We start from the raw sequence: 20328 nt of genomic DNA on the forward strand, positions 1-20328 counted from the left end.
TCTGGAAAAGTTGTGGAACATGATGAATTAAAGAGAAATAACTATGTTTCTCCTGAAGACGGATTTCATGTAAGAATAGGAAGTGCGGAATTTTTTGACATCCTTTTTGACGGTGGTAAATTTACCGAACTGGATGCCAATGTTGAAAGTATTGATATCTTAAACTTCAAAGATACAAAGGCCTATAAAGACCGATTAAAAGAAGTAAAAGCAAAAACAAAACTGACCGATTCCATCAGAAATGCTGTGGGAACTGTAAAAGGAACTGAAATGGTAGTTTCTTGTATGGATTTCGCGTTTATCGGGGGGTCTTTAGGTTCCGTAATGGGGGAAAAAATCAGAAGGGCTGTAGATTACTGCATCAAGCACAAACTTCCGTATATGATTATCTGTCAGTCCGGAGGAGCAAGAATGCAGGAAGCTACTTATTCATTGATGCAGTTGGCTAAAGTACAGGCTAAACTTGCTCAACTTTCTGAAGCAGGCCTTCTTTACATCGCTTACCTTTGTGATCCTACCTTTGGAGGAATCACTGCTTCTTTCGCAATGACAGCTGATATCATCATGGCTGAACCGGGAGCACTGATCGGTTTTGCAGGACCAAGAGTAATCCGTGAAACGATTGGTAGAGACCTACCGGAAGGATTCCAGACATCAGAATTCTTACAAGAGAAAGGATTTGTAGATTTCATCGTAAAAAGAACTGAAATTCAGGACACAGTTGCAAAAACTGTTAATTTATTAACAGTAAAAGCATAGTACCTGTAACAAAAACAATACAATCTCTCTCTAATTAGGGAGAGATTTTTATTTATGAGGACTTTCAAGATATTTTTCAATACCATTAAGAGTATGAGTTTTAAAAAGATTATCCGTCTTTTATCACTTGTTCTCCCCCATCCTCTTTTTGCTATGTTAAGCTTTTATGCTACCGTTAAAGCATTCACTATTGCTCAGAAAAAGTTCCCGGAAACAGCGTCTAACAACGGTATAGGAAACGCTTTCAGACACGCATTGTGGTGTTGTTTTATCATGATGTACTGCTGCAAAATCTCATCACCTAAAAAAGCGTTGGATTTCTGCAAAAGAATGACAGATATGCATGAAGAATTATTTCCCAATCAACCGCTGGAAACAAAAATGGATCTTCATAACAACAAATTCGGGATGGATTATTTTATGGAATTATTACCAGGAATTCATCGCCAATTTTTTGAAAAAAGCTTTTTCGTAAATGGATTAGTCAAAAAAATGGATGACGCCAAGGTTCTAAAAAATCTGGATGATGACTTTAAAGGACACCTTGTTTATCTGGAAGAGTAAATATCTATTTATTTAAGCCACAAAAGAATTAAACACTTAAGTTTTATAAAGTAGATAAAATGCTGTTGAGAAGAGCACTTAAGCTTTTTAAAATCTTTGATTTTTATCTTATGTAAACTTTTTATGTTGCATTATTTTAAACTTACTTAAGTGGACTAAAGTGTTTTAAAATAAAATCTTTTGTGACTTTTGCAGTTTAAAGTATTTTTGATAAGTTTAAACAATTAAATCAATCGAATGGTTCTTAGCAGAATTTGGTCGGCCTTTATTATTATTGCCATTGCCATTGCCAGTATAAAATACGTTTCATCAAGCCATTATAATGCTATTTTTAACGATATGGTGGTGGGAAAAGGAGGTGATACCGTGAAGATAGCGACTCAACCTTTCAGCACACTCTCCCCCATCGTCAAAGATAGTCTGGTGAAAAAAAATGATTTTGCAGACAGCAGAATTCATTATAAAACAGATTCTTTAAAGCAAAATGTAAAGGTATATCGTGTTCAGGAAGCAGATGGTGTCATCGGTACCTCTGAAACTGCGGTAAAAATATGTCTTGGTCTGATCGGAATTATGACCCTGTTCATGGGTTTCATGAGTATTGCCGAAAAAGCTGGCGGAATCAATTTATTAAGTCGTTTTATTCAGCCCTTTTTCTCAAAATTGTTTCCGGAAATCCCTAAAAACCACCCGGCATTTGGCCATATGCTGATGAATTTTAGTGCTAACCTTTTGGGACTGGATAATGCGGCTACTCCTTTTGGATTAAAAGCAATGGAAAGTCTCCAGACTCTAAATCCTAATAAAGACACCGCAAGTAATTCACAGATTATGTTTCTCTGCCTTCACGCAGGAGGAATGACTTTGATTCCGGTATCTATTATTGCGATCAGGGCCTCAATGGGCTCCAAAACCCCTACCGATATTTTTCTGCCATGTATGATTGCCACTTTCACAGCAACATTAGCAGCGATGATTATTGTTTCTTTATATCAAAAGATCAATCTTCTCCGTCCTGTAGTGATTGCTTATGTTGGGGGAATTTCAGCTATTATTGCTTTATTGGTTGTATATCTTGTTCAGCTTAGCAAAGACGAACTTGATGATTTCAGTAAGGTACTCAGTAATGGCCTTATTCTTTTTATTTTCCTTGCCATTGTACTTGGAGCTGTTTATAAAAAGATCAACGTTTTTGATGCTTTTATTGAAGGAGCCAAAGAAGGCTTCACCACCTGCGTAAAGATTATTCCTTACCTGGTAGGAATGTTGATTGCTATTTCATTACTAAGAACATCCGGTGTTTTTGACGTCCTCATCGATGGAATGAAATGGGTTGCCAACGCAGCAAGCCTGGATCCAAGATTTGTAGATGGATTACCAACTGCTTTAATCAAACCTTTATCCGGTTCCGGAGCAAGGGGAATGATGGTAGATACCATGTCTACATTTGGAGCAGATAGTTTCCAGGGGAAATTAGCTGCTGTTCTTCAGGGAAGCTCAGATACGACGTTTTACGTGATCGCCGTATATTTTGGCGCCGTAGCCATAAAGAACACAAGATATACGGTAATAGCCATGCTTCTGGCCGATTTAGTGGGGATTATAACATCTATTGCTTTAGCTTATTTGTTTTTTGCTTAATCAAGGCAGGTTGATTAATTGCTAGTTTTTTTATCGTTAAAAACGAGATTAATGAGTTACGAAAAACTTGACATTTATAATATTGCTTTTGAGTTATTTATAGAAACTCATCAGCTCTCACTTCAACTGCCAAAGTATGAACTATATGAACTTGGCAGTCAATTAAGGCGTTCAGCAGATTCCGTTGTTACAAATATTGCAGAAGGCTATGGAAGGAACAATTACAAAGGGGATTTTATCAAATTTCTAATTTATTCTCAGGCAAGCTGTGATGAAACCGTTTGTCATTTATCAAAAATCACAATACTATATCCGGAATTAAACTCAGGTTTTAAAGAAAAATCAGAACAATATAAATTATTAGGAGGAAAAATCAATAACTTTATAAAATACGTCCAATTAAACTGGCGCACATAACTCCAAACTAGCAACTAGCAACTAGCAACTAGCAACTAGCAACTAGCAACAAAATTACCATTTATGATTACAGATAAAGAATTCACCCTCAGACTCATCCGTCAATTGACTCAGGCATTGGAAAAGCTGATCCTTGATAAACCGGAAGAAAGCTTAATGCAAAAAGAACTGGATTTTGATACTTTGATGAGAGATATTTTCAAAATGAATTTCACTGAAGTATCTTCAATGACTAAAGAAGAAATGATCACTCTTGTAAATGAAAGACAGGAAAGAGATCGCAAAGATTATTATGAAATGCTGGGAAACCTTTTCTATTTCAAGAGCAGAGAAGCACAGAATAAAGATTTCCAAGATAAGGCTAAGACGTTCTATGAGCTCTATCTTCAGACCAGCGGAATCTTTGCCCTTCCGGTGATCAACAGAATTAATGAATTAAAAAAAGCACTTGAATAAAATAAAGTGCTTTTTGTATTTTAGAATGTAATTTTATAGGTTCCCGTAGAAGAGGTACTGGCTTTCTCCGCCTTTACATACTTCTTAACCCAGGTAACTGAGGTAGAAGATACACAAGGATCTGAAATACCTCCTGATCTTCTCGCAGAAACTACATTTCCCGCCTTATCCACAGTATAGGCAATCGTAATAGATCCACTTGCTGTACAACTGTGAGATGGCTGAGCTCCCCCTCTTCCCATTGTTCCTGGAATATATCCAACAAGTTTTCTATCAATTCCTACTTTGCTGTCCCCGTTTCCGTCTCCACCTAAAGGATCTCCTGCATTTCCTATTCCGTCACCTGTTCCTTGACTTCCGGCTTTTGTACCTCTTCCTTTAATTAGATTCCCGATGGCAGCATTCCCTTTTCCATCGCCATTCCCGGTTTTAGAATTAGCAGTAGTAGCACCTGATTTTTTAGCATTTTTAGAAGCACTGGTACTGGTAGCCACTTTCTTTTCAACTTTTTTTGATTCTTCTTTTTTAGGAACCGTATTTTTTGAATTTTTCCCGGTAATAACCTTCTCCTTAACTTCAGTTTTCTTTGGCTCCGGTATAGGCTCGGGTTCTGGTTTTACAACAGTTTTAGTTTCTGGAACCGGTGTTTCAGCAGGTTCAGACTTTACTTCCTCAGTAGCGGCCGCTAAACTCCCCGGTTGCTCTGCAGGTTCTTCAATTCCTTTTCCGTTCCTGTTATCTCCAAAATTGACAAGCATAGTAGTAACTACTTCTGGTTCTTTATCTAACTCTGGTTTTAATTTATATAGAAAAACAAAAAGCAAAACTGCAGCCCAAATAAGAATAGAAAGCAGTGCGCTTTTTACTCTATCCTTGTTTTCTTCGTTTTTGTTTGCTGTATAGCTTCTCATCTTAAAAAGTAATGATTTCCGGAATTCCGGGTTTATTATTTATCTTTAACCGTTGCAATGGCAATATTAAACTTATATTTTTCAGCAATTTCCATCACAAAAACAACATCTTTATGCAGAGTATTTTCATCTGCTCTGATGGTAAAAGATTTATTGGTTTGACCGGCTAATTTGTCAACAATAGTTTTCTCCAACTCTCCTTTATTGACAGGATTATCATCTACATAAAATGACCCATCCGGTTTAATACTTACGGTTAAAGGATTCGGTATATTATCTTCAACGGCTCCGGTCTTTGGTAAATTCACATCTATTGCACTCTGATTAGCTGCAGAAGACGTTACCATAAAGAAGATCAGCATCAACAGGATAACATCTGTCATCGCTGCTAAACTGAATTCCGGGTTTGCTTTATTTCTTCTTTGAATTTTCATCGTAAGAAAGCTTATAAAGGTTTATTGATAAGATCTAAAAATTCTCCCGACATATTCTGAGCCTTCAATACGAACTTATCAATTCTTGTCAAAAGAATGTTATAGCAGAAGTTAGCAGGAATAGCCACTGCCAAACCTACAGCCGTCTGTCCTAATGCAGTATAAATACCTTCAGAAAGGGTCTTTGGAGAGAAAGAACCTGTTGCATGGGATAAATTGAAGAAAGCAATAATCATCCCGATTACCGTACCCAAAAGTCCTAACATCGGAGCAATACTTGGTACTACCGCCAAAAGGTTTAGGTTTTTCTCCATATTGGCGACCTCTACTTGCGCCTGCGCTTCCATAGCACTGACAATATCAGAAACCGGACGCCCCAATCTTGAAATTCCTTTTTCCAGAATTCTTCCTTCCGGAGAATTTTGAGTTTTACAATAATCGGACGCCGCCTCTATTTTTCCAGCTTTGATAAAGTCTTCAATATTATTCATAAAGTTGGAATCTGTCTTTGAAGTCAGTCTTTTAATAAAGAAAAACCTTTCAAAAAACAGGTATAGAGAAAACACTCCCAACAGCAACACTGTGACCATCACTATTTTAGCGAAGGCTCCTCCATGGAACATGATCTTCCAAAATGAGAACTCTAAATTGTCTGTGGCAACTGCAGGTGTAGCGATTTGTGCAAATAAAATCTGAGAAAGTTCCGTTAACAGCATTAAATGTGAATTTTATTAAAGTTTCAACGACAAATGTAGTGGAATATTATTAATTGATCTCTTAAAAATTGCTTAAAAACTACTTAAAATTTGTTATGATTTGCAAACAACAAATTTCTTTCCAAAAAGAATTTGAAAAGAAATTGGTATAAAAAATAAAGTGGAGACGTTTAGTCCTCGTCTACCTCAATATCATCCTGCTTAAATTCGCATTTTAACCGGAAAGGAATCGGGGTATCGGATCCTGTATAGAAATCATCGATAGTTCCCTTCCAGATTACCTGGAGTTCACCTTCTTCGTTTTTCTCAAAAAGAAGCTCATTATCATAGATATAGGCCTCTTCATCATCGAACAGATCTACTTCCGTATATGTCTCCTCATCAGAGTCATTAATTTTGATTGTTTTGCCTTCTATATCCGTAGATTCGATAGGGAAATCGAAAACTTCCAGTGAAAGCTGCGGAAAGTTGTACTGTAATGAATCATCATCTACATGATCCAAACTGTCATCCGTTATAATTTCAACCTCTAAAAAATGTTGCTGGTTGCTGTAGACTGCTTTACAATAAGTATTTCTGATATTGTATTTTAGCGTTTCCTCTGGATGGTAAATTTTTAAAATCCCTTTCATTTTTCCTTAAAAAAGAACTGTAATAATATGATTGTTAAACGTTTTAGACAAAGATAAAAAATTGATTGTAAGTGAAAAGGATTTTGAAAATTATTTTTTAAAATCAAATCACAGAATGAGTCGGAATCTCCCAATAATACTTACTTTTGTTACATAAAGATTCTGGAAATGAAAAACATTGTATCAAAAAGTATTTTAGGATTGGGACTCATCATAGGCCTTGCCTCCTGCAAAAAGTCTGACTCTCCCCTTACAAAAGTGACTCCCAGTAATTTGGATTCTATTGCATCCAATTATTACGAACAATATCTTAAACTATACCCTTTAGATGCTACTTCTCAAGGAGATACAAGATACAATGACCAGCTTCCCATTAATATTGATAAAGATTTCATTTCAGGAGAGATTGCCTTTTACAATTCGGTACAGAAACAACTGGAACATGTAGATTATAAAACCCTTTCTGATGAAAACAAAGTCGTATATGACGTTCTTGACTACACTTTAAAAGATAAAATTGAAGGCTATGCTTACCATCCGGAATATATTCCTTTTACCCAATTCGGAGGTCTTCCGCTAACTTTCCCGTTGTATGGAAGCGGGCAAGGAAACCAACCTTTTAAAACAGAAAAAGACTATAGTGACTGGCTGAAAAGAATGGAAAAATTTCCGGAGTGGATGAATGCTGCTGCAGACAACTTCCGCGAAGGAATCAACAATAAGATTGTACTTCCTAAAAAACTGGTTATCAAAATGATTCCTCAAATGAAAGCTGAAGAAATCATCACCAGCGATATGGAAAAAAATATTTTCTACGGACCTATCAAAAACTTTCCAAAAGATTTCACTCAGGCACAAAAAGATAAGTTTTCTGCTCTTTATAAAGACGCTATTACTAAAAAAATCATTCCGGCATACACCAAAATGGGAGTCTTTTTAGAGAAAGAATACCTTCCAAAAGCAAGAGATACGGATGGATACAACAGTCTTCCTAATGGAAATGAAATTTATAGTTATTATGTAAAAAGTTGGACAACCACAAAAAAATCCCCGGAAGAAATTAACAAAATCGGACAACAGCAAGTCGCTATGCTTCGTGCAGAAATGGAAAAAGTGAAGCAACAAGTAGGCTTCACCGGAACATTGGAAGAGTTTATTACCCACGTAAAAACAGATCCAAAAGCAATGCCTTATAAAACCTCTAAGGAAGTTTTAAATGCATTCAACAGCATTTTGACCAAAATTACACCAAAGCTGAAAACCATGTTTAATGTAACTCCTAAGACTAAATTTGAGATCAGACAAACAGAAAAATTCAGAGAAGCCAGTGCCAGCGCAGAATATATCCCTGGAACTCCAGACGGCAAAAGACCCGGTATATTTTATGTTCCACTTCCTGATCCTTCTAAATTTAATGTAACTTCAGGAATGGAATCTCTTTTCCTTCATGAGGCTATTCCGGGACACCATTATCAGGTTTCTTTGCAACAGGAGAATACCAATTTACCAAAATTCATGCGATTTGGGTGGTTTGGTGCTTATGGAGAAGGATGGGCACATTATTGTGAAACATTAGGCCCTGAGTTTGGATTGTATACAGATCCATATCAAAAAATGGGATATCTGAGCGATCAAATGCTGAGAGCCGTAAGACTGGTTGTCGATACTGGCCTTCACACCGGAACAATGACGAGAGAACAAGCCATCAAATATTTTTTAAGCAATATTTCTTATGATGAAGGAGCAGCTACTGCAGAAGTTGAAAGATATATGGCAATGCCGGGACAAGCTTTAGGATATAAAATAGGTTCTTTAAGAATTCGTGAGCTGAGGGAGAAATATCAGAAAGAGCTTGGCAGCAAATTTAATCTCGCAAGCTTCCACGATGAAGTATTAAGCCAGGGATGCCTTCCATTGGATGTTCTGAACAGAAAAATGGAGCTTTGGGCGAAAAAACAAAAATAAGATTTAACAATAAGACTGAAGGGCACTGAATAAAAACAGTGCCCTTTTCATTTAATCTTCTTCTATTCAGTAAATTTGAATAATTTTAAAAATAAAACCCCATGATTACAGAAAGCCTCAGATCTCTTTACAGCAGAGACTTAAATAAACTAAAAGCAGAGATAGAAGCTTATCAAAGCGAAGAAAATCTTTGGAAAACTGATAAAAATATAGCCAACTCTGCAGGTAATCTCGTCCTTCATCTGGTTGGGAACCTTAATCATTTCCTGGGAACACATCTTGGAAACACAGGATATCTAAGACAGCGTGATCTGGAATTTTCTCTAAAAGATGTTCCGAGAACTGAGCTTATTGAAAAGGTTGAAGCTACAGCAATCATGATTGATACTGTTCTTTCTCAATTATCCGAAGAAGATCTGAAAAAGGAATATCCAATCGTTGTTTTTGAAAGCAAAATGACCATAGATTATTTCCTGATCCATTTGATTGCCCATCTTGACTATCATTTGGGGCAAATCAATTACCACAGAAGATTATTGGATATTTAAATTAAATAAACGCAACGATTACAAGGTGATGGTTGCGCTTTATTTTAGTTTGCAAAAGCATTTCACTCAGCGAAAAAACTATTGCCCTAGCTGGACGAAGTGCCTTTGCGAAACTTTCCGGCATAAATTATTATAAAGCCCTTGCAATCATTGCGTTAAAACAAAAAACCATGTCAAGGTTTTGAACCTTGATATGGTTGAACAATATCTCCTTGAGAATATTACTTCTCAAACATCATTTTAGTAATAAAATCCTTCTCCCCTTTTCCTCTGGCCGGAGAATATTCTCTGCCATAGAAAATAATCTGAAGATGAAGTTTATTCCAAACATCTTCCGGGAATAATTTCTTAGCATCTCGTTCTGTCTCTACTACATTTTTTCCTGATGTAAGCTTCCATTGCGTCATCAGGCGATGAATATGTGTATCCACCGGAAAAGCGGGAAATCCAAAGCCCTGGCTCATTACTACTGAAGCCGTCTTATGTCCCACCCCCGGAAGCGCTTCTAATTCTTCATAAGTTTGAGGAACGATACCATTATGTCTTTCCAATAAAAGCTCCGCCATTTTCTTTAAATTCTTGGCTTTGGTATTGGATAATCCTATTTCTTTAATCAATTCTTTGATTTGATATTCCTCTAGTCTGGCCATTCTTTGCGGAGTTCCGGCAACTTCAAAAAGGTTGGGGGTAACTTCATTCACCTTTTTATCTGTGGTCTGTGCAGAAAGTGCTACAGCAACCATTAGTGTATAGGGATCGGTGTGATCCAATGGAATAGGTGTTGTAGGATATAATTTATCCAGTTCTCTCTGAACGAGTTCGGCTCTTTGCTTTTTTGTCATTTTACCCTTAAATTTGAACAAAAATAAATTATTATGTTGAAAGTTGGAGATAAATTACCTGAATTTGAAGGGTTCAATCAAGATGGAAAAACAGTAACCTCATCAAAATTAATCGGAAAAAAATTAATTATTTTCTTCTATCCACAAGCCAATACTCCAACCTGTACTGTAGAAGCATGCAACTTGAGTGATAATTATTCTCAACTTAAAAAAGCAGGGTTTCAATTATTGGGAATAAGTGGAGATTCTGTAAAAAAACAGAAAAACTTCCACAGCAAATTTGCTTTTCCATATGATCTTATTGCTGATGAGAGCCACGATATTATTGAAAAATTCGGTGTTTGGCAGGAAAAAAAGACTTTTGGAAAAACGTATATGGGGATTGTAAGAACAACCTTTATTTTTGATGAAAATGGGATTTGCACAAGAGTTATAGAGAAAGTAACATCAAAAACAGCTGCTGAACAGATCCTGGAATAATTTTTAAACACAAATAGCACAAAAGTATCCACAAATAACACCAATAAATAGACTATGTTATTTGTGAATACTTTTTTATTTATCTATTCTGTTTCATAATAATTTAACTCTTCTGTTTCACCGGGAAGAGTTACATGTTTTTTGAATTTTAATCCTAATTTTCCAATGAGTTTCTGAGAAGAAAGGTTATCCTTTGAAATAATGGCGGATATTTTTGATAAACCAAATTCCTCCATTCCAATAGATTTAACCTTCTGAGCAGCTTCAAAGGCATATCCTTTACCCTCAAATTCTTCCAGCAGCGAATATCCGATATCTACCACATCAAGACCTTCTCTTTCAAAAATTCCTACAGCTCCTATTTTTTCGTTCCTGTCCTTTGTTATTAAAAGATAGTTTCCGTATCCCAATCTTTCAATCTGTGGAGTAAATCTATTCAGAATATAGGTTTCGGCATCTTCAACACTATTCACATTTCGGTTGCCGATATATTGAATAAATTTTGGTCTGTTATAAAGTTCAAAAACAAAATCTTTGTCTTCTGCAGACATTGGACGAAGTATTAAACGCTCTGTTTCATAAGTGTTATCTGCGCTTGGGTGTTTTTTTAGACTCATCTTTCTTGGGTTCTTCCTTTTTTTCGACTTTTAACAGTCTTGGGTTATTAGCACATTTTTTATTGTAAAGCTCAATATAGGTTCCATTATCTTTTACATGGGTAATGGCTCCCGTTGCTTTATTTACAGTTAAAGTATAATGTGTTTTTTGATAAGGACAATCCATTGAAGTTTCTTTTCCTAAATCCAAATAATAATTCGAACGGTCCTCATGATAATTGCCTGCAAGATCTTTGAATTCCTCATCCACCATATAACCATCTGCTGCCGAAATGATAGCCGCCTCCTGGGCATTATCAATTGTTCCGACAAATTTTTTCAAATCCTCTATATTCAGGACATAGTTGATCTTTCCTCCGATAGAGTAAGCTATATAATAAAAACTATCTTCGCTGGGAAATAGATTAAACCCCGAAAATTGAGGAGTATAGTTAGGTTTTCCTCCGGAAACCTTTATTTCCCGACCTTTTCCATAGTCATTGTACACCAATACCCACGAATCTACTCTATCATCCGGACTGATCTGCTGTAAAATATTCGGAATATTCGAAAACTTTTTCTTTTCCTGAGAATAGCCTAAGACTCCCAAAAGCAAGAAAATAAACATTATGAAACGGGATGTAATTTGTATCATACTTCAAAAATCAGCAGAAAATATACCAAATAATTTTACATAAACTTGTCTCCTTTCTTAAAGTTCTTTAAATCAAGAACGTAATCTTTGATCAATTGGTCATTATCGCGGGGACAAATAAGAAGAGCCTTATCTGTATCTACAATAATATAGTTTTCAAGACCATCAATGATAACAGCTTTATTATTATTCTTCAAACGGATAATATTTCCTTTTGCATTGTAAGTCAGCAAATGTTTTAAATTTACGGCATTACCATCTTCGTCTTTTTCTGTATTCTCATAAACCGAAGTCCATGTTCCCAGGTCACTCCAGCCCAGATCTGCAGGAATAACATAAACATTCTTTGCTTTTTCTAAAATTCCGTTATCTATAGAAATTTTCTGTACTTTAGGATAAATAGTTTCAATACAGCTATTCTCTTTTTCAGAATTATACTCACAAGCCATAAAATGCTGAGCCATTTCAGGGAGATACAATTCAAATGCATGATGGATACTCTTTATATTCCAAATAAATATCCCGGCATTCCACAGGAAGTCTCCGCTTTCTAAAAAGCTTTGTGCGATTTCAAGAATTGGTTTTTCCGTAAATGTTTTTACTTTAAAGTAATCTGATCCCTTTTTTTCAACAAACTGAATATATCCATATCCTGTATCAGGTCTTGTAGGGGTAATTCCTAAAGTGACCAGGTACTCGTGTTTTGAAGCTACATCAAAAGCCAGCTCTACCTTTTCCAGAAAAACATCTTCTTTAAGAATCAAATGATCTGCCGGAAGAACAATCATTGTAGCATTAGGATTAATCTCAGCGATTTTGTTTGCCATATATAGGTTACAAGCCGCTGTATTTTTCATTAGTGGCTCTCCTACAATATTTTCTTCAGGAATTTCAGGAAGTTGTTGATGAGAAAGAGCAACATATTCTTTATTGGTAATAACGAATATATGCTCCTTAGGAATCACTTTACTGATCCTGTCATAAGTCTGCTGGATCATTGTACGTCCAACACCTAAAATATCCTGAAATTGCTTTGGAAATTTCTGCGTACTCATTGGCCAGAACCGACTACCGATTCCACCCGCCATTATTACACAGTATCTATCTGATTTTAACATTCTTAACTACATTTTTCTACCCGAGCTAAAGGCTTAAAAGAATACTTCCTCCCAGTAGCCAGGTTCTTACAAAGATAGTTTTTTTTAACCAGACCTTCCAATAAATACTTTTCGTTGCGATATATAAAAAATTCTCCCTTTTGAAGCTCCTCGATAAATTGAAGACTATCATCCTGTTTTTCAGTATGAAAATATCTTACAAGATCAGGGCTAGCCATAAAATTGGCTTTGGGTGATTTTGAGAATCTGACAATAATAGGTTTTAGGTCTTCATCATATACTTCAAGGCTTTCAAGAAGCATTTTCCTAAAAGTTTCCTTCCACTCATTTCCGTGAGGAGAAATTCTTCGTCCATATTTTTCAAAGGCAATTAAATGAGCCAATTCATGGGTGAGAACAAAGAAAAAAAGTTGTGGGGTAAGTGTAGAATTTACCGTAATTTCATGTGAATTGTCCGGAAGTTTTCTATAATCTCCCAATTTAGAATTTCTGTTTCGTGTAACTTTTATGTGAATATAGTAATCTGAAAACCAAATTCTTAAATATTGAAGTGTATTTTGAGGTAAATATTTTTCTAATGATTGGATGGACATTTTACAAACTTAATGGAATTCCTGCATAGAAATTCAATAGTTTAAGACTAAAAAGATAATTATATTTGGCCTGCGCTACTGATCCCTGTGCATTTGCATAATTATTTCTTGCAATATTAACATCATAAATGGTTGTTCTTCCGGCAGCATAGCTTTTGTCTGCAAAATCGAGAGCCAATCTGGTACTCTTTTCTGTTTCTACTGCCGATAAGTAAGTTTCATAATTGGCATCGGCATCAAACTGTGCTTTTTGAACATTTTGTCTTACCGATTGCTTCTGTTGCTCCAGGGTTACTTTAGCAAGACTTTCATTAATTTTAGACTGCTCTACCTGTAGTTTTGTAATTCCTTTATTGAAAATAGGAACGTTCAAAGAAAGACCTATATTTTGTCCGAAATTGTCTTTATATTGTTGAAAAAAACCTACCTGGCTGCTATTCATACCGCCATTGGTGTTTAATATATTGTTATAAAAGGTAGAAAGCCCCGCACTGGCTGTAAGAGTTGGCCAGAATGCTGTTTTACTCACTTCTGTCTGAGCTTCGGCAGACCTTATCCTGCTTTCCGCTGCTTTTATCTGAGGTTGAATTTCATATGCCGTTGTTAAAACTTCGTCAACAGATTTTAATTGTGATTCCAATGTATCCGAAACCCGCACATCTTCAACATCAAAATCTTTATATTCAGGAAGCTGTAAAAGCTGAACGATAGCAAACAAAGCTCTTCCAACATTGACTTCTGCTGTTTTAAGATTTTGTTTTTCTCTTGCCAAGGCTGCTTCTGCCTCCGCTAAAACTGTCTGAGCTGTAGTACCAATCTGGGTGGTTATTTTTGCTCTGTCAAACTGTTTTTGTGCATTATCTACTGCACTTTGAGAAATCTTAACAATCTCCTTATTTAAAAGAGCTGTAAGATATTGCTGTGCGATTTGAAGAGAAATATCATTTTTAATTGTTTCAATATCATATTGGCTTGCTTCAACATCAAACTGTGCTTTTCGAACATTTTTTTCCAGTCTTCCATTGTTATATACCAACATATCAGCTCCTAAACTTGCACTGTTACTGAATCTGTCATTCCTGATACTCCCGGTTCCCAGCGAAAGTTGCCCAAAACTTACCCCGTTGTTCATTCCCGCTGAAACAGAAGGCAAATACCCCTTTTTAGCAATTCTAAGGTTATTATCTTGAGATTGTTTGTTATATTGATTTTGGATAACCTGGAGGTTATGTTCCACTGCATAATTTACACATTCTTTCAGGGACCATTTTTTCTGAGCATTCATACCCAGAAAACCTAACCCCAAAACGATCATCCAAATTTTTTTCATATTGTATATGTTTATTTGTTTTTTAATGGTCATAAGAATCGCATTATCTCCATCAGTCTTTCTACTTGCAAAGCTAGAGCGATTTCATACTAAGATTTTTCCATATTAGACGAGTTAAATATAAAAAAGTTACAGGTAAAAAAAATTATTGTTTCATTTTTATAAAAGTTTTGAGAATTTTGTATCATGACACAGGAACAATATCAGGAAGCTATAGATTGGCTTTTCGTACAAATGCCCAATTACCAGATAGACGGACAAAAAGCTTATAAGCCCGGACTTGATAATATTACCAAGCTTTGTGCTTTTTTTGGAAATCCTCAGGAAAAGATTAAATGCATACATATTGGAGGAACCAACGGGAAAGGATCTTCAAGCAATATGCTTTCCTCAGTACTGCAAGAGGCAGGATATAAAGTAGGGTTATATAACTCTCCGCATCTTATTGATTTTACAGAGCGAATAAAGGTCAACGGCAAAAATTGCAATAAAGAATTCGTTTTTGACTTTATCCAAAAGCTAAAAAAATTGCCGGAAGACATCCGCCCTTCTTTTTTTGAGTTTACAACCATCATGGCTTTTGAGTATTTTTCTCAGCAAAAGGTAGATTTTGCCATTATTGAAGTCGGACTGGGAGGAAGATTGGACTCAACCAATATCATTACGCCATTAGTTTCAGCGATCACCAATGTTCAACTGGATCATCAGAATATTCTAGGAGATACTATTGAAGAAATTGCCGGTGAAAAAGCAGGAATTATCAAAAAGAATACTCCTATTATTTCTGGTGATGATCATGAAACGGTAAAAAATATCATTAAAACAAAAGCAATTAAAGAAAGCGCTCCTTTTATAGATGCAACCCTCATTCAAACCTCTCTAATTTCTGATTTAAAAGGAAATTATCAACAAAAGAATATTCGTGTTGTTCTGGCAATCGTTGAACAATTAAGAAAATTACAAATACCTATCTCTGAAAAAGATTTAGAAACAGGATTATTGCACGTTCATAAAAACACAGGCTTCATTGGCCGCTGGTTTGAGTTTTCAAAAAGCCCGCTCACTATTTGTGATACGGGACACAACCAAGCCGGATTAGAGTATGTTTTTTCACAATTAAACTCTATTGATAGACACAAGCACGTTATTTTGGGCTTCGTCAATGACAAAAAAATAGATGAAGTGATGGCTTTACTTCCTGAAAATTCTGAGTTTTATTTTGCAAAACCATCCATCAATAGAGGAAGACACCCCCAAGATTATGAAAACTTGCTTCAGGAGGCAAAAATTTTTTATAAAATTTTTAATTCCGTACAGGAAGCGTATCTATCTGCAAAAGAACAATGTACAAACGAAGAAATGATTTTTATTGGCGGAAGTAACTTTGTTGTGGGAGAATTTTTAGAAAAAAATTTGGAGATTACCGAATAAGTCGTATATTTGCACCACTCTAAACAAGAGAACAAGTCTAGAGGGTTCTTAGCTCAGTTGGTTCAGAGCATCTGGTTTACACCCAGAGGGTCGGGGGTTCGAATCCCTCAGGACCCACAAAAAATCTCTCAGATTTCTGGGAGATTTTTTTATTTATATCTACTATCCCTTCTTTTTTCAAAACAATCAATTTTCCTGGATATTTATTTACCTTTGTTGTTATACTGTCATGTATTTGAAGGAGCTTCACATCATATCATTCAATTATCCCTATCCTCCGTCTTACGGTGGTATTATTGATGTTTATTACAAGGTGAAGGCTTTATCAGATCTCGGCATTAAAATACATCTTCATTGTTTTGTAGATCGTATTCCCGAAAAAATCGATCCGGAGGTCCAAAGCATTACAGAAAATGTACTTTTTTACAAAAAGAAGAAAAACCCCTTCTTATATTTTTCATCTACTCCATTTGCATCTGTAATAAGAAATTCTGACGCATTATTTGATCATCTGGAGAGGATTAAAGCTCCTATCCTTTTTGAGGGATTACAAACCACAAAAATTATCGATCAATTACAAAAGAAAGAACATAAGCTCTTTCTTCGATTACATAATAACGAAGCCGAATATTATAAAGGCCTTTCTTTTTCGGAAAAAAATCTTTTTAAAAAGATTATATACAGGTTGGAAGCCTTAAAATATAAAGGATATCAGAAAAAACGCTTAAAGGAATTTAAAGCTGTTTTCTGTCTTTCTGAAAAAGAATATCAGGAGACTGAACTCTATTCTAAAAACGCAAAGCTTATTCATCTTTTCCATGGCAACCATCAGGTAAAAACCCTTAGCCAAAAGGGAGATTATTTTCTTTTCCATGGAGATTTAAGTACTGCTGACAATAAAAAGGCTGCAGAAGAAACAATCAAAGTATTCAAAAACCTTCCACAATACAGCCTTATTATTGCTTCTGATCGTGCTTCTGATGATCTCAAAAAGAAAATCAATACTATTGAAAACATCAGCTTGGTTCCCATTGAAAACAACAAAAATCTCAACCGTCTTTTTGAAAGGGCTCAAGCCAATATTTTACTTTCTTATCAAAATACAGGAACAAAAGTGAAACTTTTTAATGCATTGTATAATAGCCGATTTGTTATCATTAATCAAAATATTACAGATGATCCGTCTCTAATTAACTTATGCCTCTTTGCGTCCAATACAAAAAAACTCCGTCAACACATCATAGATGTTTCAGAGAAAGATTATAACGAAAATGAGATTAGAAAAGCAATTTTAGAAAGAAATTATTCTGATGGTCCTAAGGCAGAGGCTATGGTGAAGATTATCTTTACAAATTAATCGCTTGTATTACTTTCCGGATATTGAGCTCTTCGAGACAAGCCCAATCTCCACGATAACATTCTTTATCTCCAAAAACAGAACACGGTCTACAGGTAAGGTCTTTTACCTGAACAACATCATCTTCGCTCTGCCCAAAACCTAAAAATCCGGCATAAGGATGAGTTGCTCCCCATATAGAAACACATCTCGTTCCCATCAAGCTGGCAAGGTGCATATTAGCCGAGTCCATGGAAATCATCAGTTCCAATTCAGAAATCTTATTAAGCTCTTCGGCAAGGCTTAATTTTCCGGCAAGACTTTTAGTATTGGGAATCTTTTTTTCCCAGTCTTCGAGAGTTTCCATCTCTTTTTTACCTCCGCCGAAAAAATATATTGTATGTTTTTGCGCTAAAATCCTGACTAATTCATATGATTTTTCCAAAGGAAGCATTTTTCCTTTATGCTGGGCGAAAGGGGCAAAACCTATTCCGGATTTAGGTTCCGGGGAAGGTCTGAGTTGATGAGATAATTCTAATGTAAAGCCCATTTCACGAAAAACATCAGCATATCTTTCCACTGTTTTTCTCAGCTGAACTTTATTAAGATTCCAAACATCGGTAAGGTGCTCCTTTTCTTCTTTCCCTTTATTGATTTTAAAGACTTTTAATCCTTTTCTCCTATAGATTCTATCCAGGATTTTTGTTCGGATAACGTCATGAAGATTTGCAATACAATCCGGATTAAACTCTTTGATCAACTCATTACTCAATCTGCTTAGTCCAAAAAGCCCCTTGTAGTCGTCCAAATCAATTCCTTTGAATATAACATTGGGAATACCGGCAAATAAGGCTTCAAAATTTTTTCTAGAAACCATAACAATCTCTACTTCGGGGTTTTGCTCAAGAAATTCCCTAAAAACAGGTACCGTCATAGCAACATCCCCAAAGGCAGAAAAGCGATATGCTAAAATTCTAGTCACGATTATGATTTCAATTGATACGCTACCGCATAAAATTTAATTTGCTTCGTCATCGCCATTAATCCATTGGCTCTTGAAGGCGAAAGAAACTCCTGAAGACCAATTTCTGAGATAAACTCAAAATCTGAATCCAGAATTTCCTGGGTAGAATGTCCGCTATAAATACTTACCAAAAGAGAAACAATTCCCTTAGGAAGAATACCGTCTGAGTCCGCATTGAAGAAAAGCTTTCCATCTTTAAATTCAGCATCGATCCATACTTTGCTTTGGCAACCTTTAATAAGGTTCTCCTCTGTTTTCTTGTCTTCCGGAAGCCCTTTTAATTCTTTTCCAAGATCAATAATATATTCATATTTCTGCTCCCAATCGTCAAGAAAAGCAAATTCGTCGATAATTTCCTGCTGTTTTTCCTTAATGGTCATTTTAATCAAATTTCTTTGTGCAAAGATAATAAATTATGCTTTAGGCAATAAGCACCAGATAGTAGACTTATTTTTCAAGCTCTTATGAAACCAGCCTTTTGTTTTTGCTCATTTTTTGGAAGTTATGGCCGAGCCTGCTTTTTGAAAAACCTGTAATAATTTTATTTCTTCATTCTCCCAACAAAGAACGTTTGAAGCTTTTTCCAGTTCTTCCTGATAATTTTTTCTTCCTTTACTTAAAACATTTTTTACTGCTGCAGCTATATTTTCAGGCTGATGATCTCTAATTATTTCTCCGACATCAAACTGATTTTTAATATTCCGCATTTCGGGAAGATTAGATAAAATTAAAGGAACCCTTGATTGAATACAGTCCAGAACTTTATTCGGCAGAGAATAAAGATAACTGTCTCCCCCATTCTCTTCAATACTCATTCCAACATCGGCTGTTACGGTTATCTTTCTTAAATCTTCCGGCTTTAATTTGCCTAAAAACTGAACTTTATGTTGAAGATTTTCCCGGATAACAAGATTTTCATATTCTTCTTTTCTTGGACCATCTCCGGCTATTTTGAAAATCACTCCTTCAAGATGATGCATTGCCATAATCGCTTTATCAATTCCTCGGAAAGGATTAAGGGCTCCTTGATATAAAAATATTTTGGGATTATTTTCCGGAATTTCTGCAGTAAAATTTAGTTTTCTTGGTGCATTTTGAACAACTACAGGGTTTATTCCATATTTTTTATGAAACCAATCAGCATAACTTTTGCTGGCAGTAATCATCCATCTAAGTTTCGGAACAATTTTCTTTTCTGCATACCGCCATACTTTTTGTGACATTTTGCCCTGAATGGCAGGCATTTCTGAAAAAATTTCATGACTATCAAAAACCAATGGAATATTTAATTTTTGAGAAATAAGATAATTGGATACCAAGGCATCAAGATCATTGGCATGAAGAATCGTATTCTGATCCGCTTTGTTTTTTAATTCGTGATACAATTTCCAATTGAATTCAAAATAACCGGTTTTCAGATTTTTTGAATCCAAATGTATTCTTGAAAAAGGATATGGACGCTGCATCTCCTCAGCTCCTTTCCAATCATTTCCGATAAGTTCAATATCATATCCGTTTTCATAAAGAGTCCGGCAGACCTTTTCAATACGTTGGTCCGTATACAGATTACTAAAAGCAGATGTGATTATTTTTTTTTTCATCAGGATTTCTTTCCTAATAGCAAATGATAGATCTGAATAAAACAGATGAGTCCGTTAGGAATGATTACCGGCCATAACGGCTCACTAAAAAAGAAGCCATAGATGACAAAACAAATACAACCTATCATATTGACAATTCTGATTTTTCTTACATCTTTCAGTATGAAACTCAGCACGATAAAAACTGAGGCAGAATATCCAATATAAGTAGTAATTTCAGGATTCATGAGGAATTTTTAAGGATAACAAACTTAATCATTTTCAAGAAGATAATAAAAT

General features: G+C 35.5%; 24 protein-coding genes and 1 tRNA gene. 11 read left to right on the forward strand and 14 right to left on the reverse strand.

Going from position 1 to position 20328, the window contains the following annotated elements:
* The 5 genes from CW752_RS05415 to CW752_RS05435 all read left to right on the forward strand — a co-directional run.
* On the forward strand, positions 1-759 hold a 759-nt coding region (locus CW752_RS05415; RefSeq protein WP_101238742.1), incomplete at its 5' end, for an acetyl-CoA carboxylase carboxyltransferase subunit beta.
* A 54-nt stretch (positions 760-813) separates the two neighbouring features.
* Positions 814-1323, forward strand: a complete 510-nt coding sequence (locus CW752_RS05420) for a DUF6973 domain-containing protein (RefSeq protein ID WP_101238743.1) — start codon at positions 814-816, stop codon at positions 1321-1323.
* 237 nt (positions 1324-1560) lie between these two features.
* The gene (locus tag CW752_RS05425) at positions 1561-2964 is read left to right on the forward strand and encodes a nucleoside recognition domain-containing protein (RefSeq protein WP_101238744.1); all 1404 of its coding nucleotides are present in this window, start codon (positions 1561-1563) and stop codon (positions 2962-2964) included.
* Positions 2965-3015: 51 nt separating this feature from the next.
* Positions 3016-3381 carry a four helix bundle protein gene (locus tag CW752_RS05430; protein ID WP_101238745.1) on the forward strand — a complete coding sequence of 122 codons (366 nt, stop codon included), beginning with the start codon at positions 3016-3018 and terminating at the stop codon, positions 3379-3381.
* Positions 3382-3444: 63 nt separating this feature from the next.
* A complete protein-coding gene (locus CW752_RS05435; RefSeq protein WP_101238746.1) occupies positions 3445-3837 on the forward strand; it encodes a hypothetical protein in 393 nt (130 codons plus the stop codon).
* A gap of 20 nt (positions 3838-3857) precedes the next feature.
* Here the strand turns inward: CW752_RS05435 and CW752_RS05440 are convergent, their stop codons facing one another.
* The 4 genes from CW752_RS05440 to CW752_RS05455 form a co-directional block, all read right to left on the reverse strand.
* A complete protein-coding gene (locus tag CW752_RS05440) occupies positions 3858-4748 on the reverse strand; it encodes a ferric siderophore ABC transporter substrate-binding protein (RefSeq protein WP_101238747.1) in 891 nt (296 codons plus the stop codon).
* Positions 4749-4783: 35 nt separating this feature from the next.
* Positions 4784-5182, reverse strand: a complete 399-nt coding sequence (locus CW752_RS05445) for an ExbD/TolR family protein (protein ID WP_101238748.1) — start codon at positions 5180-5182, stop codon at positions 4784-4786.
* 11 nt (positions 5183-5193) lie between these two features.
* Complete coding sequence (locus tag CW752_RS05450; protein WP_047095050.1) at positions 5194-5898, reverse strand: MotA/TolQ/ExbB proton channel family protein; 705 nt, start codon at positions 5896-5898, stop codon at positions 5194-5196.
* Between the two features lie 170 nt (positions 5899-6068).
* Positions 6069-6530, reverse strand: coding sequence for a hypothetical protein (locus CW752_RS05455; RefSeq protein WP_101238749.1), 462 nt, complete (start codon positions 6528-6530; stop codon positions 6069-6071).
* 168 nt (positions 6531-6698) lie between these two features.
* Here CW752_RS05455 and CW752_RS05460 point away from each other — a divergent pair, with 168 nt between their 5' ends.
* Positions 6699-8495 (forward strand): DUF885 domain-containing protein, encoded by a 1797-nt coding sequence (locus CW752_RS05460; protein WP_101238750.1) that lies wholly within the window; start codon positions 6699-6701, stop codon positions 8493-8495.
* Between the two features lie 101 nt (positions 8496-8596).
* Positions 8597-9043: a DinB family protein gene (locus CW752_RS05465; RefSeq protein ID WP_101238751.1), complete on the forward strand. Its 447-nt coding sequence runs from the start codon at positions 8597-8599 to the stop codon at positions 9041-9043.
* 221 nt (positions 9044-9264) lie between these two features.
* On the opposite strand, the gene CW752_RS05470 is transcribed toward CW752_RS05465, so the two are convergent.
* Positions 9265-9885, reverse strand: a complete 621-nt coding sequence (locus tag CW752_RS05470) for an endonuclease III domain-containing protein (protein ID WP_101238752.1) — start codon at positions 9883-9885, stop codon at positions 9265-9267.
* 33 nt (positions 9886-9918) lie between these two features.
* Between CW752_RS05470 and bcp the strand changes: the two genes are divergently transcribed.
* On the forward strand, positions 9919-10365 hold the full coding sequence (gene bcp / locus CW752_RS05475; protein WP_101238753.1) for a thioredoxin-dependent thiol peroxidase: 447 nt from the start codon (positions 9919-9921) through the stop codon (positions 10363-10365).
* Between the two features lie 83 nt (positions 10366-10448).
* Here the strand turns inward: bcp and CW752_RS05480 are convergent, their stop codons facing one another.
* The 5 genes from CW752_RS05480 to CW752_RS05500 are packed head-to-tail and all read right to left on the reverse strand — an operon-like array spanning position 10449 to position 14657.
* The gene (locus CW752_RS05480) at positions 10449-10982 is read right to left on the reverse strand and encodes a GNAT family N-acetyltransferase (RefSeq protein ID WP_101238754.1); all 534 of its coding nucleotides are present in this window, start codon (positions 10980-10982) and stop codon (positions 10449-10451) included.
* Entirely contained in the window at positions 10951-11616 is a 666-nt protein-coding gene (locus tag CW752_RS05485; protein ID WP_101238755.1) for a hypothetical protein, read from the reverse strand. The genes CW752_RS05480 and CW752_RS05485 overlap by 32 nt, the downstream gene beginning before the upstream one ends.
* Positions 11617-11651: 35 nt before the next feature.
* Positions 11652-12734 (reverse strand): mannose-1-phosphate guanylyltransferase, encoded by a 1083-nt coding sequence (locus CW752_RS05490; RefSeq protein WP_228401634.1) that lies wholly within the window; start codon positions 12732-12734, stop codon positions 11652-11654.
* A gap of 2 nt (positions 12735-12736) precedes the next feature.
* Positions 12737-13327: a SprT-like domain-containing protein gene (locus tag CW752_RS05495; protein WP_101238756.1), complete on the reverse strand. Its 591-nt coding sequence runs from the start codon at positions 13325-13327 to the stop codon at positions 12737-12739.
* Position 13328: 1 nt separating this feature from the next.
* On the reverse strand, positions 13329-14657 hold the full coding sequence (locus CW752_RS05500) for a TolC family protein (protein ID WP_101238846.1): 1329 nt from the start codon (positions 14655-14657) through the stop codon (positions 13329-13331).
* Positions 14658-14843: 186 nt separating this feature from the next.
* On the opposite strand from CW752_RS05500, the gene CW752_RS05505 reads away from it, so the two are divergent.
* The 3 genes from CW752_RS05505 (at position 14844) to CW752_RS05515 (ending at position 17445) form a co-directional block, all read left to right on the forward strand.
* Positions 14844-16088, forward strand: a complete 1245-nt coding sequence (locus tag CW752_RS05505; protein ID WP_101238757.1) for a bifunctional folylpolyglutamate synthase/dihydrofolate synthase — start codon at positions 14844-14846, stop codon at positions 16086-16088.
* A 42-nt stretch (positions 16089-16130) separates the two neighbouring features.
* Positions 16131-16205 (forward strand) — tRNA-Val (locus CW752_RS05510).
* Positions 16206-16317: 112 nt separating this feature from the next.
* Positions 16318-17445: a glycosyltransferase gene (locus CW752_RS05515; protein WP_101238758.1), complete on the forward strand. Its 1128-nt coding sequence runs from the start codon at positions 16318-16320 to the stop codon at positions 17443-17445.
* On the opposite strand, the gene CW752_RS05520 is transcribed toward CW752_RS05515, so the two are convergent.
* From CW752_RS05520 to CW752_RS05535, 4 genes are all read right to left on the reverse strand, one after another.
* Positions 17435-18406 (reverse strand): glycosyltransferase family 9 protein, encoded by a 972-nt coding sequence (locus tag CW752_RS05520; RefSeq protein WP_228401637.1) that lies wholly within the window; start codon positions 18404-18406, stop codon positions 17435-17437. The genes CW752_RS05515 and CW752_RS05520 overlap by 11 nt on opposite strands.
* Positions 18407-18408: 2 nt before the next feature.
* Positions 18409-18828, reverse strand: coding sequence for a SufE family protein (locus CW752_RS05525; protein WP_101238760.1), 420 nt, complete (start codon positions 18826-18828; stop codon positions 18409-18411).
* Between the two features lie 108 nt (positions 18829-18936).
* Positions 18937-20049, reverse strand: a complete 1113-nt coding sequence (locus CW752_RS05530; RefSeq protein WP_101238761.1) for a glycosyltransferase — start codon at positions 20047-20049, stop codon at positions 18937-18939.
* Positions 20049-20276 (reverse strand): uroporphyrinogen decarboxylase, encoded by a 228-nt coding sequence (locus CW752_RS05535; protein WP_101238762.1) that lies wholly within the window; start codon positions 20274-20276, stop codon positions 20049-20051. The genes CW752_RS05530 and CW752_RS05535 overlap by 1 nt, the downstream gene beginning before the upstream one ends.
* Positions 20277-20328 lie beyond the last annotated feature (52 nt).

The organism is Chryseobacterium sp. PMSZPI (assembly GCF_002835665.1).
In the GTDB taxonomy this organism is placed as follows: Bacteria; Bacteroidota; Bacteroidia; order Flavobacteriales; family Weeksellaceae; genus Chryseobacterium.

Excerpts from the sequence above, each read along its gene's own strand:
- CW752_RS05420 (WP_101238743.1), top strand. The coding sequence starts at position 814 with ATGAGGACTTTCAAGATATTTTTCAATACCATTAAGAGTATGAGTTTT.
- CW752_RS05425 (WP_101238744.1), top strand. The coding sequence starts at position 1,561 with ATGGTTCTTAGCAGAATTTGGTCGGCCTTTATTATTATTGCCATTGCC.
- CW752_RS05430 (WP_101238745.1), top strand. The coding sequence starts at position 3,016 with ATGAGTTACGAAAAACTTGACATTTATAATATTGCTTTTGAGTTATTT.
- CW752_RS05435 (WP_101238746.1), top strand. The coding sequence starts at position 3,445 with ATGATTACAGATAAAGAATTCACCCTCAGACTCATCCGTCAATTGACT.
- CW752_RS05440 (WP_101238747.1), bottom strand. The coding sequence starts at position 4,748 with ATGAGAAGCTATACAGCAAACAAAAACGAAGAAAACAAGGATAGAGTA.
- CW752_RS05445 (WP_101238748.1), bottom strand. The coding sequence starts at position 5,182 with ATGAAAATTCAAAGAAGAAATAAAGCAAACCCGGAATTCAGTTTAGCA.
- CW752_RS05450 (WP_047095050.1), bottom strand. The coding sequence starts at position 5,898 with ATGCTGTTAACGGAACTTTCTCAGATTTTATTTGCACAAATCGCTACA.
- CW752_RS05455 (WP_101238749.1), bottom strand. The coding sequence starts at position 6,530 with ATGAAAGGGATTTTAAAAATTTACCATCCAGAGGAAACGCTAAAATAC.
- CW752_RS05460 (WP_101238750.1), top strand. The coding sequence starts at position 6,699 with ATGAAAAACATTGTATCAAAAAGTATTTTAGGATTGGGACTCATCATA.
- CW752_RS05465 (WP_101238751.1), top strand. The coding sequence starts at position 8,597 with ATGATTACAGAAAGCCTCAGATCTCTTTACAGCAGAGACTTAAATAAA.
- CW752_RS05470 (WP_101238752.1), bottom strand. The coding sequence starts at position 9,885 with ATGACAAAAAAGCAAAGAGCCGAACTCGTTCAGAGAGAACTGGATAAA.
- bcp (WP_101238753.1), top strand. The coding sequence starts at position 9,919 with ATGTTGAAAGTTGGAGATAAATTACCTGAATTTGAAGGGTTCAATCAA.
- CW752_RS05480 (WP_101238754.1), bottom strand. The coding sequence starts at position 10,982 with ATGAGTCTAAAAAAACACCCAAGCGCAGATAACACTTATGAAACAGAG.
- CW752_RS05485 (WP_101238755.1), bottom strand. The coding sequence starts at position 11,616 with ATGATACAAATTACATCCCGTTTCATAATGTTTATTTTCTTGCTTTTG.
- CW752_RS05490 (WP_228401634.1), bottom strand. The coding sequence starts at position 12,734 with ATGTTAAAATCAGATAGATACTGTGTAATAATGGCGGGTGGAATCGGT.
- CW752_RS05495 (WP_101238756.1), bottom strand. The coding sequence starts at position 13,327 with ATGTCCATCCAATCATTAGAAAAATATTTACCTCAAAATACACTTCAA.
- CW752_RS05500 (WP_101238846.1), bottom strand. The coding sequence starts at position 14,657 with ATGAAAAAAATTTGGATGATCGTTTTGGGGTTAGGTTTTCTGGGTATG.
- CW752_RS05505 (WP_101238757.1), top strand. The coding sequence starts at position 14,844 with ATGACACAGGAACAATATCAGGAAGCTATAGATTGGCTTTTCGTACAA.
- CW752_RS05515 (WP_101238758.1), top strand. The coding sequence starts at position 16,318 with ATGTATTTGAAGGAGCTTCACATCATATCATTCAATTATCCCTATCCT.
- CW752_RS05525 (WP_101238760.1), bottom strand. The coding sequence starts at position 18,828 with ATGACCATTAAGGAAAAACAGCAGGAAATTATCGACGAATTTGCTTTT.
- CW752_RS05530 (WP_101238761.1), bottom strand. The coding sequence starts at position 20,049 with ATGAAAAAAAAAATAATCACATCTGCTTTTAGTAATCTGTATACGGAC.
- CW752_RS05535 (WP_101238762.1), bottom strand. The coding sequence starts at position 20,276 with ATGAATCCTGAAATTACTACTTATATTGGATATTCTGCCTCAGTTTTT.